At 55.7% G+C, this 14617-nt stretch carries 11 protein-coding genes and 1 pseudogene; 8 read left to right on the top strand and 4 right to left on the bottom strand.

What is annotated here, in order from left to right:
• Window positions 1-78: 78 nt before the first annotated feature.
• The 3 genes and pseudogenes from HA45_RS10930 to uxuR all read left to right on the top strand — a co-directional run bounded on the left by HA45_RS10930 (window position 79) and on the right by uxuR (window position 3826).
• Window positions 79-1560 carry a fructuronate reductase gene (locus HA45_RS10930; protein ID WP_100700070.1) on the top strand — a complete coding sequence of 494 codons (1482 nt, stop codon included), beginning with the start codon at window positions 79-81 and terminating at the stop codon, window positions 1558-1560.
• Window positions 1557-2975 carry a glucuronate isomerase gene (uxaC, locus tag HA45_RS10925; RefSeq protein WP_100700069.1) on the top strand — a complete coding sequence of 473 codons (1419 nt, stop codon included), beginning with the start codon at window positions 1557-1559 and terminating at the stop codon, window positions 2973-2975. The genes HA45_RS10930 and uxaC overlap by 4 nt, the downstream gene beginning before the upstream one ends.
• Window positions 2976-3059: 84 nt before the next feature.
• Window positions 3060-3826, top strand: a pseudogene (gene uxuR, locus HA45_RS10920) (Uxu operon transcriptional regulator).
• 34 nt (window positions 3827-3860) lie between these two features.
• On the opposite strand, the gene HA45_RS10915 reads toward uxuR, so the two are convergent.
• From HA45_RS10915 to HA45_RS10895, 4 genes are all read right to left on the bottom strand, one after another.
• Complete coding sequence (locus tag HA45_RS10915) at window positions 3861-5048, bottom strand: aminotransferase-like domain-containing protein (protein WP_100700068.1); 1188 nt, start codon at window positions 5046-5048, stop codon at window positions 3861-3863.
• A gap of 666 nt (window positions 5049-5714) precedes the next feature.
• Window positions 5715-7007: a PQQ-dependent sugar dehydrogenase gene (locus HA45_RS10905; protein WP_100700067.1), complete on the bottom strand. Its 1293-nt coding sequence runs from the start codon at window positions 7005-7007 to the stop codon at window positions 5715-5717.
• Window positions 7004-7426 carry a DUF2231 domain-containing protein gene (locus HA45_RS10900; protein ID WP_100700066.1) on the bottom strand — a complete coding sequence of 141 codons (423 nt, stop codon included), beginning with the start codon at window positions 7424-7426 and terminating at the stop codon, window positions 7004-7006. The genes HA45_RS10905 and HA45_RS10900 overlap by 4 nt, the downstream gene beginning before the upstream one ends.
• A 132-nt stretch (window positions 7427-7558) precedes the next feature.
• Window positions 7559-8674 carry an ABC transporter substrate-binding protein gene (locus tag HA45_RS10895; protein WP_100700065.1) on the bottom strand — a complete coding sequence of 372 codons (1116 nt, stop codon included), beginning with the start codon at window positions 8672-8674 and terminating at the stop codon, window positions 7559-7561.
• A 299-nt stretch (window positions 8675-8973) separates the two neighbouring features.
• Here HA45_RS10895 and HA45_RS10890 point away from each other — a divergent pair, with 299 nt between their 5' ends.
• From HA45_RS10890 to HA45_RS10870, 5 genes are all read left to right on the top strand, one after another.
• Window positions 8974-10155: a mandelate racemase family protein gene (locus HA45_RS10890; RefSeq protein WP_420849023.1), complete on the top strand. Its 1182-nt coding sequence runs from the start codon at window positions 8974-8976 to the stop codon at window positions 10153-10155.
• A 165-nt stretch (window positions 10156-10320) separates the two neighbouring features.
• Window positions 10321-11847, top strand: a complete 1527-nt coding sequence (locus tag HA45_RS10885) for an ABC transporter substrate-binding protein (protein ID WP_420849022.1) — start codon at window positions 10321-10323, stop codon at window positions 11845-11847.
• Window positions 11844-12869 (top strand): ABC transporter permease, encoded by a 1026-nt coding sequence (locus HA45_RS10880; RefSeq protein ID WP_100700063.1) that lies wholly within the window; start codon window positions 11844-11846, stop codon window positions 12867-12869. Before HA45_RS10885 ends, HA45_RS10880 begins: the two co-directional genes overlap by 4 nt.
• On the top strand, window positions 12866-13771 hold the full coding sequence (locus HA45_RS10875; protein WP_100700062.1) for an ABC transporter permease: 906 nt from the start codon (window positions 12866-12868) through the stop codon (window positions 13769-13771). Before HA45_RS10880 ends, HA45_RS10875 begins: the two co-directional genes overlap by 4 nt.
• Window positions 13743-14609 carry an ABC transporter ATP-binding protein gene (locus HA45_RS10870; protein WP_100700143.1) on the top strand — a complete coding sequence of 289 codons (867 nt, stop codon included), beginning with the start codon at window positions 13743-13745 and terminating at the stop codon, window positions 14607-14609. Before HA45_RS10875 ends, HA45_RS10870 begins: the two co-directional genes overlap by 29 nt.
• Window positions 14610-14617 lie beyond the last annotated feature (8 nt).

The raw sequence follows: 14617 nt of genomic DNA, 5'->3' as shown, positions 1-14617 counted from the left end.
ATTATCCGCGCCAGAAGCACAACGCTACGATCCGATGTAGGGTGCGCATTGAGGCGCACTGGGTCGAATGGAGTTTACATGGAACATAACCTTGCCAGCGGCGAACTGAAAGTCGCGCGCCCCGCATGGAATCACCAACGGCTGGTGCCGCGCATGGTACATATCGGCTGTGGTGCTTTCCATCGCGCGCATCAGGCGCTGTATCTGCACCATCTGCTGGACATCAGTGACACTGACTGGGGCATCTGTGAGGTCAACCTGATGTCAGCAAGCGGCAAACTGTTGGTAGAGCAACTGCGCCAGCAAGATCTGCTTTACAGCGTGACCGAGAAAGGCGCTGAGCATAATGACATTCACATTGTCGCCGCCATCAAACAGGCCCTGCATCCCGCGTTGGATGGTCATGATGGCATCATTGAAGCGCTTGCCCGCTCGGAAACCGCTATCGTCTCACTGACAGTGACTGAAAAGGGCTACTGTACCCAGGGTGCCAGCGGCGAATTAGATGCTGACAACCCGCTGATCCAGCATGATCTTGCACATCCCGCAGCGCCAAAATCCGCCATTGGCTTTATCGTCGAAGCATTGCGTGTGCGTCGCGAGCGCGGGATGGGTCCGTTTACCGTGCTGTCATGCGATAACCTGCGTGATAACGGCCATGTGGCCCGCGCCGCAGTGGTCGGCCTTGCCCAGTTGCGTGATGCGCAGTTGGCGAAGTGGATCGGAGAGAATGTCACTTTCCCCAGCAGTATGGTTGACCGCATCGTTCCGGCGGTGACCGACGAAACACGACAGGAAATTTGCGACTTGCTGGGCGTTGCCGATCCCTGCGGCGTGGCCTGCGAGCCGTTCCGTCAGTGGGTGATCGAGGATAACTTTGTCAACGGTCGCCCTGACTGGGATCACGTGGGCGCGCAGTTTGTGGCGGACGTTGCCCCCTTCGAAATGATGAAACTGCGCATGCTTAACGGCAGTCACTCATTTCTTGCCTATCTCGGTTATCTGGGCAACTGCGAAACCATTGCCGACACCATGCAACTGCCCGCTTATCGTCAGGCTGCGCTGGCACTGATGATGCACGAGCAGGCTCCGACACTGCGCATGCCTGATGGCATTGATTTGCAGGCATATGCCGATCAACTGATCGCTCGCTTCAGCAACCCCTCGTTACGTCATCGTACTCAGCAGATTGCTATGGATGGCAGCCAGAAACTGCCGCAGCGCTGGCTGGATTCCGTGCGTCACCATCTGCAGCATGGCAGTGACTATCGCCATCTGGCGTTGGGGATCGCGGGATGGATGCGCTATGTATTGGGCTGCAATCAACAGGGTGAGAAATTTGATGTGGTTGACCCATTGTTCGACACGCTCACGCACATCAATCAGCACTATCCAGAGGGTGATGCGCGCGTCAGCGCCCTGCTCGCAGTAAAAAGTATTTTTGGTGATGATCTGCCCGCCAATCCCGGCTTTGTCACCCACCTACAACACGCTTATGCGCAGCTGTGCCAGCATGGCGCTCGCGCTGCCGTTGAATCCCTGAGCCCGGAGCCCAAATGAAGCGCTTTATGGATGACGATTTCCTGTTGCAAAGCGACATTGCTCGCCGTTTGTATCATGACTTTGCCGCAGATATGCCGATCTACGATTATCACTGCCACCTTAACCCGCAGGAGATCGCGGAGGATCGCCAGTTCGCTAATCTCGGCCAGATTTGGCTAGAGGGCGATCACTACAAATGGCGTGCGCTGCGTGCTGCCGGCGTCGATGAGTCACTGATCACCGGTCACCGCACCAGCGATTACGACAAGTATCTCGCCTGGGCACATACCGTGCCTAAAACCTTGGGCAATCCTTTGTATCACTGGACCCATCTGGAGCTGCGTCGTCCATTTGGCATCACGGATACTCTCTTCGGGCCGGATACTGCACAACGCGTTTGGGATGAGTGTGCCGAGAAGCTGGCAACACCGGATTTTTCTGCGCGCGGTATTATGCGTCAGATGAAAGTGCGCATGGTAGGCACCACCGACGATCCGATCGATTCTCTGCAATATCACCGTCAGATTGCCGACGACCGCAGTTTTGATGTTGATGTCGCGCCGAGCTGGCGTCCGGATAAAGTGTTTAAGATAGAGCTTGACGGTTTTGTCGACTATCTGGGCCGTCTGGAATCCGCTGCGGATGTGGCGATCAATAGTTTTGATGCGCTGCGAACCGCCCTGCTGCGCCGTCTGGATCACTTCTCTGCTCATGGCTGCCGCGCTTCGGATCATGGCATCGAAATACTGCGTTTTGCGCCGGTGCCCGACGATAGCGTGCTGGATGGCATTCTGTCGAAACGTCGTAACGGCGACACGCTGAGCGAGCTGGAAGTCGCACAGTTTAGCAGCGCGGTGCTGGTGTGGTTGGGATCCGAATACGCCCGACGCGACTGGGTGATGCAGTTGCATATCGGCGCGATTCGCAACAACAGCACCCGTCTGTTCCGTCTGTTGGGTGCCGACAGCGGTTTTGACTCGATTGGTGATACCAACATTGCCCTGCCGCTTTCTCGCCTACTGGACGCGATGGATCTCAACGACCAACTGCCCAAAACCATTCTTTACTGTCTTAATCCACGCGACAACGAAGTGCTGGCCACCATGGCGGGAAATTTCCAGGGCACAGGCATTGCGGGCAAAGTGCAGTTTGGTTCTGGCTGGTGGTTCAACGATCAACGTGATGGCATGTTGCGCCAGCTGGAGCAGCTGTCGCAGATTGGCCTGCTTAGCCAGTTTGTGGGCATGCTCACCGATTCACGCAGTTTCCTCTCATACACGCGCCATGAATACTTCCGCCGTATACTTTGCAACCTGCTGGCCCAGTGGGTGCAGGATGGGATCGTACCGCATGATGAAGCGGTGCTTGGCAGCATGCTGCAAGATATTTGCTTTAACAACGCGCAGCGCTACTTCACCCTCAATCCAGGGTGAATATCACGCCCTGTGCTATAGTGCAGGGCGCAAATGATGGCAGCATCTGCGGTCGTAAACTCCTTAATCAGCAGAAAAGAGCTCATGAAAACACAAGCATCAGCACAGCGCCCTTATCAGGAAGTGGGGGAAATGTTGCGTAACATGATTACGCAAAAGCAGTATGCGGTGGGTGAACGCTTGCCGCCCGAGCGTGAGCTGGCTGCGCTGCTGGATGTCACCCGCACGCTGGTGCGTGAAGCGTTGATCATGCTGGAGCTGGAAGCTTAATTGAGGTACGCCGTGGTGCGGGCATTTATGTGGTGAATGACAGCCCGACACCCCGCGCCGGCGCGCAAAGTGCCTGCAATGATGCAGGTCCGTTTGAGATGTTGCAGGCGCGTCAGTTGCTGGAAAGCAATATTGCGGAGTTTGCCGCTCTGCAAGCCACGCGTGAAGACATTACTAAAATGCGCCAGGCGCTGGAACTGGAAGAGAAAGAGCTGGCATCAGGCGCCGTGAATGAAAGCGAGAACGGCGATCGCAATTTCCATCTGGCAATCGCGGAAGCCACGCATAACAGCATGTTGGTTGAGCTATTCAAGCAATCCTGGCAGTGGCGTGAAGACAATGTCATGTGGAGTCAGTTGCACCGTCATCTGGTCAACACCCATTACCGCAAGCAGTGGCTGGACGATCACAAGAAAATCCTCGCCACACTGATCAAGAAAGATGCGCGTGCCGCCAAGCAGGCCATGTGGCAGCATCTGGAAAATGTGAAACAGCGATTGCTGGAGTTTTCAGACGTCGACGACATCTATTTTGATGGTTACCTGTTTGAATCCTGGCCGCTGGACAGCGCCAACGGCTAGTGTGGAGCGGCTCAAAGGCCGCTCCACCAGGCGATTACTGCGGTAATGATGCCTTCAAACGCTGTGCCGCTACGGCCAGGTTCGCTTCCGATACCGATGCATATGAAATACGCAGCGTCGAGGTATCCGGATTATCACAATAGAAAAATTCACCCGGAACGTACACCACACCATTGCTCAGCGTGGTCTTCAGCCATTCGGTGGTGTTGAACGTCTCTTTAAACGTAGCCCACAGGAACATCCCACCCAGCGGACGATAGAAATGCAGTCGATCACCTAACTCGGTTTCCAGCGCCGTACACAGCGCATCACACTTCTGCTTATAAGCCGCACGGATCAACTTAATCTGTTCCGGCAGACGGCCGGTCTCCAGATAGTGACGCGTCATTGACTGCGACAAAGAGCTGGTGTGCAGATCGGTCGCTTGCTTGAGGTTCACCACCGATGACTTCAGCCAGCCCGGCATAGTGATCCAGCCGACGCGCGCGCCCGGTGCCAGAATTTTGGAGAAGGTAGAGGTGTAGATGACATTCTCGCTGGCGCCCATCGCTTGTGCATGGGATTTCAGTGGGCGGAACGTCTGGTGAGTAAAGTTGATTTCGCTGTAGGGATCGTCTTCAAAAATCAGGAAGTCATACTGCTTCGCCAGCGCCACCAGCTGCTGACGACGCGCATCAGATAAGGTCACGCCACTTGGATTGCCAAAGGTCGGTACGATATACACGGCTTTGATCGGCGTGTGCTTAACCAGCTCTTCCAGCTCATCGACAATCATGCCGTCGCCGTCGGTGCCCACCGATTTGAACTGCGCATCAGCCAGTTGGAAAACCTGCAATGCGGCGAGGTAGGTTGGACGCTCCACCACCACCACGTCGCCCGGATTGATCAACGCACGGGCGAGAATATCGAGGGACTGCTGTGAGCCCGATGTAATGACCACATCGTCAGGTGTGCAATCAATGCCACGGTCAGCGGAAATGCGGCAAATGGCTTCACGTAACAGCGGATCCCCTTCACTCAAGCCATACTGAAAGGCGTTGTGACCATCCTGCGATAACGCACGATCCATGGCGATCTGCAGACCTTCGGTGTCAAACAAATCGGGATTGGGGATACCACCACCCAGAGAAATCACCCCTTCCATTTTGCTGTGCTTCAACAAATCGCGGATAGCTGATGAATGAATGCGCTTAACGCTATTGGATAATTTTTGCGACGACATGAAAACCTTACCTGATTATTTTTTTTCAGCCTAAATTGATAACACAACTTAGCTAAGCTGATAATCACATTTTCACGGTCTGGCAAAGAGAATTTAGTGCCGGAAGAAAACTATCATTTCAGAGACAAGATTTATTATCATTTTGAACGAAAAAAGGCGGAGGGGTAAGCTCCGCCTTGTTTCAAGTTCCAGTCAGTGTGCCTGACCGGTCAGTTGCAAAAGGGCAACGATGATTTGCAGGATTACCCGGACCAGGTCCAGGAGTAGCCGGACAATTTCCATCACTTTCCTTCTCCTCTGACAGGAGCGCGCCTTTCAGCCGCCGGGGCTTTGACTCCACCCGCCGATGGCCTAAGCACAGCTGTGAGGAGTGCTGAGCGCCACTCATTGTGGAAGCCACAGGCCAGCACCACCTGAAACCTGCCGGGATTTGACTATCCGCGCCCCTGGGAGTCATCAGAAAACAATGAGACTGCGCTCGCCACTCAACACCTGTATAACCATACAGTACTTTTGCGAAACTTGAAATATTACGCCGCACATTTTATGATTTGCTTTGTGAGGAGTGCTGAGCACCCCGTTCGCAGCGCGGTTACCCGCCGGTTAGCGAACATAAAAAAAAGGATTTGGCGATTAAGCCAAATCCTTTTTGATTGCCTGAAGAAATCAGTTGGCGGAACTGACCCGCCAAATCGCATCACCCGCATCGTCCGCGATCAACACGCCGCCCTGCTGGTCGGTGGCCAACCCCACTGGCAATCCGCGCACCTGTTGTTGGTCATCCGTCAGAAAACCTGTCACCACCGGCTGTGGCTGTCCGACCGGCTTGCCGTTTTCAAATTTCACCCACACCACCTTGTAACCATTCAGCGGCGTGCGGTTCCAGCTGCCGTGTTCACTGATAAACGCCCCGCCACGATACTGCGGCATATTATTCGCACCGTAGAACAGCAGCCCAAGCGGTGCCACATGAGAGCTAAGCGCGTAATCCGGCTTGATAGCTTTTTCCACCAAATCTGGCCGCTGTGGCTGGGCACGTTCGTCTACATGCTGACCAAAGTAGCTATACGGCCAGCCGTAAAAGCCTTTCTCCTCCACTGACGTCATATAGTCTGGCACCAGGTCTGAACCAATTTCGTCGCGTTCATTGACGATGGCCCACAGTTTGCCGCTTTGCGGTTCCCATTGCAGCCCAGTAGGATTGCGCAGGCCGCTGGCATAAATGCGACTGGCACCGCTCGCCGCATCGACTTCCAGTACCGCCGCACGACGATATTCAGCACCAATGCCATTTTCCGTAATGTTACTGTTCGACCCTACGCCGACATACAGCTTGCTGCCGTCGGGGCTGGCTACCAACGATTTGGTCCAGTGGTGATTAATCGGCCCGCCCGGCAATTCTGTGACTTCCACCGGCGGTGTACGAATTTCAGTTTGGCCAGTTTCATACGGGAATTTCACCAGGCTATCGGCATTCGCGACGTACAACGTGCTGCCTATTAGCGCCATGCCAAAAGGTGCTGTCAGATGGTCGATAAAACGATGTTGTTCCCACTTGCCGTTCACGTTACGTAGAAGCGTAATTCGATTTCCACCCGCCCCGCCTTTGCCAGAGGCATTTTTCACCAGACCAGTGATGAGATCTTTGGGTGCCGTGGTGGGCTTTGGGGTGCCGTTGGATTCGGCTACCAGCACATCATTGTTGGGAAGAACCAGAACCTGACGCGGATGCTGCAAATTGTCGGCAATCTTTTCAATTTTCAGCCCCTCCGCCACCTTTGGCATTTCACCCGCTTTCCATGGAGTGGCTTCTGGCACCTGCATCGGCGGCATAAGGAAATTTTGCGCCTGCGGTAGTTCAGGATTGGGACCAATCTGTTTCTGCGGGTCGATGAGTGCGCCGTCATCACAGGCGCTAAGTAGCATAGCAAGGGTTACTGCACCGATAAGCGGCTTCATGCGCGACCTCCTGCTGTGTTACGTCCACGCAGCGCTAACTGCACGTTGGCGAGCAAAAGCAGTGCCACCACCAATGTCGATAACGTGACGCCAAGGGGCACCACTGCGTAGGCATCACGGCTGTGAATAAAGGCATTAACGATCGCCACTACGATGGCCAGCAATGACAGCCAGAAATGGGTTTTCTCACTGGGGTAAGGGCCACGAAATAAGTAAATAAGACTGATTAATCTTGGCAGGATGGCCAGCAGCAGACCGATAGCAATCAACCAACTGGCGGATTTGGTCCACATGATCACGGAGGTTTGCAAATAGATGATATCGAACAGCCAGGCCGCGACAAAAAAGCCCAGCGGCAGCGGTTCCAGTAGTGCGTAAAGCCCTACTGCAGACGCCGAACGTCCCGAGGTATACAACATTTTACTCTCCCTATTACGTTTATTATTCAGGCGATGGCTGCGTTTCGCTTCCCAGAAAGCACAGCCAACCGCCTGTAAAATATTAGTAAAAATGAAGAGTAATGCGCGTTATCGCCGCAAAAAGCTCAAAGATTATGATTTATCAGCTGGCAGTGTCACCCAGTAACCCGGCTGATAAGGCAGTGGCAGGAACTTCTCGTGGAACGCACGGAAGGTGGCGTCTGGATCGAGATCTTTGAACAAATCCGGATGCAGCCACTTGGCCAGTGCCTGAATCGCAACGAACTGATACGGGCTGTCATAGAACTGGTGCCAGATGGCATGCGCATTACCGTTATGCGCCACCGGCAGGGTTTTAAATGCATCGCGCATCATAAGCAATTTCAGACGTGCGGTGGCTTCTTGAGTATCAGCGCCAGGGCCAACGCCGATCCATTTGCCCACGGTGTTGTAGTTCTTCCAGTTAGCACCGGTCACCACCACCACATCCGGGCGGCTGGCGATGATTTGCTCTGGATTCAACGTGCCAAAAGTACCAGGAATCAGATCCTTGGCGATGTTACTGCCACCCGATATTTCGACCATCTGTCCGAAGTTCTCGTTACCAAACGACATGCAGCATTCGTCGGTATAGCCTCCCGCGCGGTCAATCATCACTTTCGGGCGTGTGCCGGTGAAGTTTTTCAGGCGATCGGTCACCTTTTCAATCTCTGCACGGCGGAAGGCCACAATCTCTTCAGCACGCTGCGGATTATTCACCAGTTCGCCCATGATGCGGATGCTTTTCTCGGCGTGCTCCATCGGCTTCTCGCGGAAGTCGATAAACACCACAGGCACGCCCACCGCCTGCAGCTTCTCAATCAGCTTGCCTTCATCCGTGGCGGCTTTGGATTCAAGGTTCATTAGCACCAGATCGGGCTTCAGCGTCAGCGCCTGCTCAACGTTGAAGGTGCCGTCTTTCGCCCCACCAAAAGTCGGCAGCTTCTTGATCTCAGGGTATTTTTTCTCATACGCCATGTAGCCGTCATAGTCGGCCTTATGGAAATCATCACGCCAGCCCACGACGCGATGGAAAGGTGCGGCGGTGTCGAATGCCGCCAGCAGATACATCTGACGCCCTTCCCCCAGAATGATGCGTTTTGATTCCTCTTTGACTTCAACCTGACGCCCCGCGATGTCAGTGATGATTTTTGCCGAAGCGGAACCCGTTACAGCCAGTAACCCCAGTGCTAACAGCCATTTTTTCATTTTATCTACCCGTACAAATGATAATGATTATTATTAAAATTTCGCGGCGTCACTATTACCTGGCACAAAGGAAATGAAAAGCCCCCGAGACACATTTTTTTACATCCTGTTGCCACTTTCCTTACTGTGTAGCCGCTCACAAAACGACCCGCTTTCGTGAAAATGCTCACAGCACACCATGCAACTGCCCAGGTAATCGCTCTCTCTTCCCGCACTTTCGCTAATGCGTAAACAAATTGTGAACGCTAAATTACGAAATGAAACGCCGTTTTAATTTTGCGTTAACGCTCACCCCGAGCATGGATAATTGTTATGGAGGTCTTACCGTGAAGATCAGCGCCATTGATGTCACCCTCTTTACCTACCCAACGCGCCGTGTGTCTGACAGCGCCGGTCACTCTCATCCTGGTGCGGAAACCGACGCGCAAATGGCGCTGCTCACCCTCACCAGCGAAGACGGCGATTGTGGATATGCCTTTGCCCCGGCCGAAGTCATCCGCCCGCACGTGGTGAATGCCTTCTTCCGTAAAGTGCTGATTGGGCAAAACGCCTTTGATCGTGAACGCCTGTGGCAGGATTTGGTGCACTGGCAACGTGGCAGCGCACATCAGCTCACCGAGCGCGCCCTCTCCGCTGTCGAGCAGGCGATGTGGGATTTGATTGGCCGTAAGTTGAAACAGCCGGTACATAAACTGCTGGGCGGCTATCGCGAAAAAATTCCCGCTTACGGCAGCACCATGTGTGGCGATGAACTGCAAGGCGGCTTATCAACGCCCGATGAGTACGCCCAGTTTGCTGAAAAGCTGGTGGCACGCGGCTATCAGGCCATTAAATTGCATACGTGGATGCCGCCCGTCTCGTTTGCGCCCAGCACCGCCATGGATATCAAAGCCTGTGCCGCGGTGCGTGAAGCCGTTGGCCCCGATATTGCCCTGATGCTGGATGGCTATCACTGGTACAGCCGCAGCGAGGCACTCACCATCGGTAAAGCGCTGGAAAAGCTTAATTTCGCCTGGTTTGAAGAGCCGATGGAAGAGGAGAGCATGGCCTCGTACGCCTGGCTGGCGGAGAACCTCAGCATCGACGTACTCGGCCCGGAAAGCCTCGGCGGTAAGCACCACAGCCGCGCCGATTGGGTGCGTGCGGGTGCCTGCGACATCTTGCGTGCCGGTGCCAACGGCGTCGGCGGCATCTCTGCCACCATGAAAGTCGCCAGCCTGGCTGAAGCCTTCGGCATGGATTGTGAAGTGCACGGCAACGGCGCGGCCAGTATCGCGGTGGTGGGTGCGATTCGTAACTGCCGCTGGTATGAGCGCGGGCTGCTGCATCCGTTCCTTGATTACGAACAGCCGCCGGCCTATCTCAACAGCCTGGTGGATCCGATGGACGATCAGGGCTTTGTTCATCTGCCGACACGCCCCGGACTCGGGGAGGACATCAATTTCAGCTGGATTGAAACCCATACGCTCAATCGCTGGTAAGCGTCGAACACAAGCAGTACGGCATACAACTATAAACCTCTGACCTGCTGGACTTTGCTTATGAATATCTCTCGCTGTTGCAGAGCGTGGTGCGCCACGCTGCTTCTGCTCACCGGTAGCCCGTCGCTGCTGGCCGCCACGCCAGACGACCAGCTGATTGTGGGCATGAACATGAACAATTTGTTGACACTCGATCCCGCCGCCATGACCGGCAACGAAGTGGTGGGCATCGTGGTCAATCTCTACGATGGCCTGGTGGAGCTGGATCCGCGCCAGCTAACGCAGGTACGTCCTGCACTGGCGGAGCGCTGGGAAATTAGCCCCGATAACCGCCAGCTCACCTTCCATCTACGTGACGGCGTGCGCTTTCATTCCGGTAACGTGCTGACCAGCGACGATGTGATGTGGTCGATGCGCCGCGTACTGCATCTTAATCTGGCGCAGGCTTCAGTGTGGAAATCCTACGGCTTCAGCAGAGACAACGTGGATCAGATGATCCGCGCACCCGATGCCCGCACCGTGGTGATCCAGTTGCCTAAACCTAACGATCCCCAGCTGGTGCTCTATTCACTGGCCGCGCTCGGCAGCATGGTGGTGCTGGACAGTAAAACCGTGCAGTCGCATGCGGTCAACAATGACTGGGGCAACCGCTGGCTGACCACGCACGAAGCCGGATCGGGCCCGTTTCGTCTCGATGTCTGGCAGGCCAAAGACGTGCTGCGCATCAGTCGGGATGACGAATACTGGCGTGGCGCTCCCAGGCTTAATCGCGTGGTGTTCCGCCATTTGCAGGAATCACAAACCCTGCGTTTGATGATGCAGAAAGGCGACATCGATATTGCCAACAACATGGCGATCCCCGATGTGCAGGCGCTGCGCCACGATCCCGACCTCAGCATCGATGCGGTGCAGAAAGGCACAATTTACTATCTGGCGATGAGCATGAAGGATGACCACTTCGCCAATCCGCAGGTCCGTGAAGCGGTGCGCTATCTGGTGGATTATCAGGGCATCAACAAAACCCTGATGGCCGGTTATGGCACCTTGCATCAGCGCCCTATTCAATCCGGCATGCCAGAGACGCTGCCCGATCCTGGTTATCGCCTTGATGTGCCTCGCGCCAAAGCGTTACTCGCCGCTGCGGGTTATCCCAACGGCTTCGACACCACGTTGCGCGTGTTGGCCGATCAACCGTTCCTGAACATCGCCATCGCCATTCAATCCACGCTGATGCAGGCCGGCATTCGCGCAAAAATCATCACCGGCACCGGTAACCAGATTTATGGTGCAATGCGTGAGCGCCAGTTCAATTTGCTGGTGGGTCGCGGCGGCAGCGGTGTGGAGCCGCACCCGCACTCCAGCCTGCGGTCGCTGGTGTACAACCCCAACAATGCCGATAGCGCCCGGCTCACCAATTTCCAGGGCTGGCGTACCGGTTTTTACGATGCCCAGCTCAACCAGATGATCGATCATGCCCTGCTGGAACGCGACACGGCAAAACAACAGCAGGACTATTTCGCTATTCAACAGCGCTATGACCAGTTGATCCCCGCACTGATGCCGATTTCTCAGATGACCGATTCGGTGGTGGTGAACAATCGCGTGCAGGATTACGTGCCACATCCTTCCGCCACCACTTTCCTGCGCGATGTGTGGAAAACGCCAGAGAGCCTGGCTGGAGGTGCCCAATGACCTTCACTAAACGTCACTGGCGACAAATCCGCAGCCGGGTGTTGCAGGTCGCCATCACTCTGTTTGGTTTGCTGATGCTCACCTTCTTTATTGGCCGGGTGATGCCGCTCGATCCGGTGCTGGCGATTGTCGGACCGGATGCCGATCACGCCACCTATCAGCAGGTTTACCATCAGCTGGGCTTTGATAAACCCCTGTGGATGCAGTTCTGGATTTACCTGCAAGGCCTGCTGCACGGCAATCTTGGCCTGGCGCTGCTCACCGGTCAGCCGGTAATCAACGATATTCTGCGCGTGTTCCCGGCCACCCTCGAACTCGCCACGCTGGCGATTGTACTTGGCACCGGACTCGGCGTGCCACTTGGCGTCTGGGCCGCCGCACGCCGCAACAGCGTGGTCGATTACCTGGTGCGCATTATCAGTCTGGCCGGTTACTCGACACCGATTTTCTGGGTCGGCATGATCGGTTTGCTGCTGTTTTACGCGCACCTGGGTTGGGTCGGCGGTGCCGGTCGGGTCGATTTCAGTCTGGATGACATTGTCCCGCGCCGCACGGGCTTACTGCTGGTGGATGCGCTGCTGGCGGGCAATTTCACCGTGTTTAACAACGCGCTCAACCATCTGATCCTGCCCGCTTCCCTGCTGGGTTTTCATTCGCTCGCCTACATTAGCCGCATGACGCGCAGCTTTATGCTGGCACAGCTGTCGCAGGAGTTCATTTTAACGGCGCGGGTGAAAGGCCTGACCGAGTGGCAAGTGATCTGGCAACACGCCTTCCGCAATATTTTGGTGCAGCTCCTGACGGTAGTGGCGCTGGCGTATGGATCACTGCTCGAAGGTGCGGTGCTGATTGAAACCGTGTTCTCCTGGCCCGGCTTTGGCTCTTACCTCACCGGCAGCCTGATGCTCGGTGATATGAATGCGGTGATGGGCTGCGTGCTGGTGGTCGGCCTGATTTTCGTGCTGCTTAACCTACTCTCTGACCTGCTTTATCAGGTGTTCGATCCGAGGACCAAAGTATGACTGTCTCTCTAGATCTGGTTCATGCCAGCGACTCGCGCGAACGTCTGGCACGCTGTCGCCGCGCCCTGACGCGTGTCGGGCATTTCCTGTGGCAAATGGCTCGCAATCCCCTGACGGCCATCGGCGGTGGCATTATTTTACTGCTGCTGATCGTCGCACTATTTGCACCGTGGATCGCCCCCTATCCTCCGCTGATTCAGGATCTCAATAACGCGCTGGTGCCACCGAGTGCCCAGCACTGGTTTGGCACCGATGAATTTGGCCGCGACATCTTTAGCCGCCTGGTATGGGGCGCGCGCATCACCTTATACATCGTGCTGCTGGTGTCGGTGACCGTGGGCCCGCTGGGTCTGCTGTTGGGGGTGACCGCCGGCTATTTCGGCGGCAAAGTCGATAGCGTATTGATGCGTGTTACCGACATCTTCATCTCGTTCCCGAGTCTGGTACTGGCGCTGGCGTTTGTTGCCGCGCTGGGGCCTGGCCTGGAGCATGTGGTGATTGCGATAACGCTCACCGCCTGGCCGCCGATTGCCCGTTTAGCGCGTGCAGAAGCGCTGTCACTGCGTCAGGCCGATTTTGTCTCCGCCGTACGCTTACAGGGTGCGTCCTCCCTGCGCATACTGTGGAAACACATTGTGCCGCTGTGCCTGCCCTCGGTGATCATCCGCATCACCATGAACATGGCGGGCATCATTTTGACGGCTGCGGGCCTGGGTTTTCTCGGCTTGGGCGCACAGCCGCCCGATCCGGAATGGGGCGCGATGATCGCCAGTGGCCGCACTTACATGCTGGAGTGCTGGTGGGTGGTCACGGTGCCGGGTTTAGCCATTCTGGTGAACAGTCTGGCGTTTAACTTCTTAGGAGATGGCCTACGTGACATCCTCGATCCTCGCAGTGAATAGCGCTGCGCCCCTGCTCGACGTGCAGGATTTACAGGTTAACTTCGTGAACGGAGGTCAGATAACGCCGGCGGTACGCGGCATCTCCTTCCAGTTGGGCAAAGAGAAGCTGGCGATTGTCGGTGAATCGGGTTCGGGCAAATCCACGGTCGGCCGTGCGCTGTTGCAACTGCATCCGCGCAGTGCGCAGGTCACCGCACAGCGTATGCAATTTGCCGATGTCGATCTGCTGCGGGCTTCACCTGCACAGATGCGTGCCGTGCGCGGCAAACGCATTTCGATGATCATGCAAGACCCTAAATACTCCTTGAATCCGGTGGTGCGCGTTGGCGAACAAATTGCCGAAGCCTGGCGCAGCCATCATCCGGGGCAGCGTGACATTGCACGTCAGCGAGCAATGGAGATGCTCGAAGTGGTGCAGATTCGCGATCCCCAGCGCGTTTATCAGTGTTATCCGCATGAGATTTCAGGCGGTCAAGGACAGCGCGTCATGATCGCCATGATGTTAATCACCGATCCGGAGCTGCTTATTGCCGATGAACCGACTTCCGCGCTGGATGTTTCCGTGCGCTTGCAGGTGCTGACGCTGCTGGATGAGCTGGTGCAGCAGCGCGGACTGGGGCTGATTTTCATCAGTCACGATCTCAATTTGGTGCGACGCTTTTGCGATCGGGTATTAGTGATGTACGCCGGACGTGTGGTCGAGTCGCTGGCAGCCGACCAACTCGATCAAGCCCAGCATCCTTACACTCAGGGATTACTGGCCGCGCTGCCGGATATGGATATACGCCGTTCGCGGTTGCCGGTGCTGCAACGTCAGGCCAGTTGGTCACAACATTAAGGAGAGAG

It is taken from the genome of Pantoea rodasii (genome assembly GCF_002095465.1).
GTDB classification, from domain to species: Bacteria; Pseudomonadota; Gammaproteobacteria; order Enterobacterales; family Enterobacteriaceae; genus Pantoea; species Pantoea rodasii.
Note: the sequence above shows the minus strand (reverse complement) of the source record. Positions and strands in the feature narration are given on the sequence as shown.

What these genes read in the sequence shown, in the direction of transcription:
- HA45_RS10930 (WP_100700070.1), top strand. Translation starts at nt 79, where the DNA reads ATGGAACATAACCTTGCCAGCGGCGAACTGAAAGTCGCGCGCCCCGCA.
- uxaC (WP_100700069.1), top strand. Translation starts at nt 1,557, where the DNA reads ATGAAGCGCTTTATGGATGACGATTTCCTGTTGCAAAGCGACATTGCT.
- HA45_RS10915 (WP_100700068.1), bottom strand. Translation starts at nt 5,048, where the DNA reads ATGTCGTCGCAAAAATTATCCAATAGCGTTAAGCGCATTCATTCATCA.
- HA45_RS10905 (WP_100700067.1), bottom strand. Translation starts at nt 7,007, where the DNA reads ATGAAGCCGCTTATCGGTGCAGTAACCCTTGCTATGCTACTTAGCGCC.
- HA45_RS10900 (WP_100700066.1), bottom strand. Translation starts at nt 7,426, where the DNA reads ATGTTGTATACCTCGGGACGTTCGGCGTCTGCAGTAGGGCTTTACGCA.
- HA45_RS10895 (WP_100700065.1), bottom strand. Translation starts at nt 8,674, where the DNA reads ATGAAAAAATGGCTGTTAGCACTGGGGTTACTGGCTGTAACGGGTTCC.
- HA45_RS10890 (WP_420849023.1), top strand. Translation starts at nt 8,974, where the DNA reads ATGGATAATTGTTATGGAGGTCTTACCGTGAAGATCAGCGCCATTGAT.
- HA45_RS10885 (WP_420849022.1), top strand. Translation starts at nt 10,321, where the DNA reads ATGAACATGAACAATTTGTTGACACTCGATCCCGCCGCCATGACCGGC.
- HA45_RS10880 (WP_100700063.1), top strand. Translation starts at nt 11,844, where the DNA reads ATGACCTTCACTAAACGTCACTGGCGACAAATCCGCAGCCGGGTGTTG.
- HA45_RS10875 (WP_100700062.1), top strand. Translation starts at nt 12,866, where the DNA reads ATGACTGTCTCTCTAGATCTGGTTCATGCCAGCGACTCGCGCGAACGT.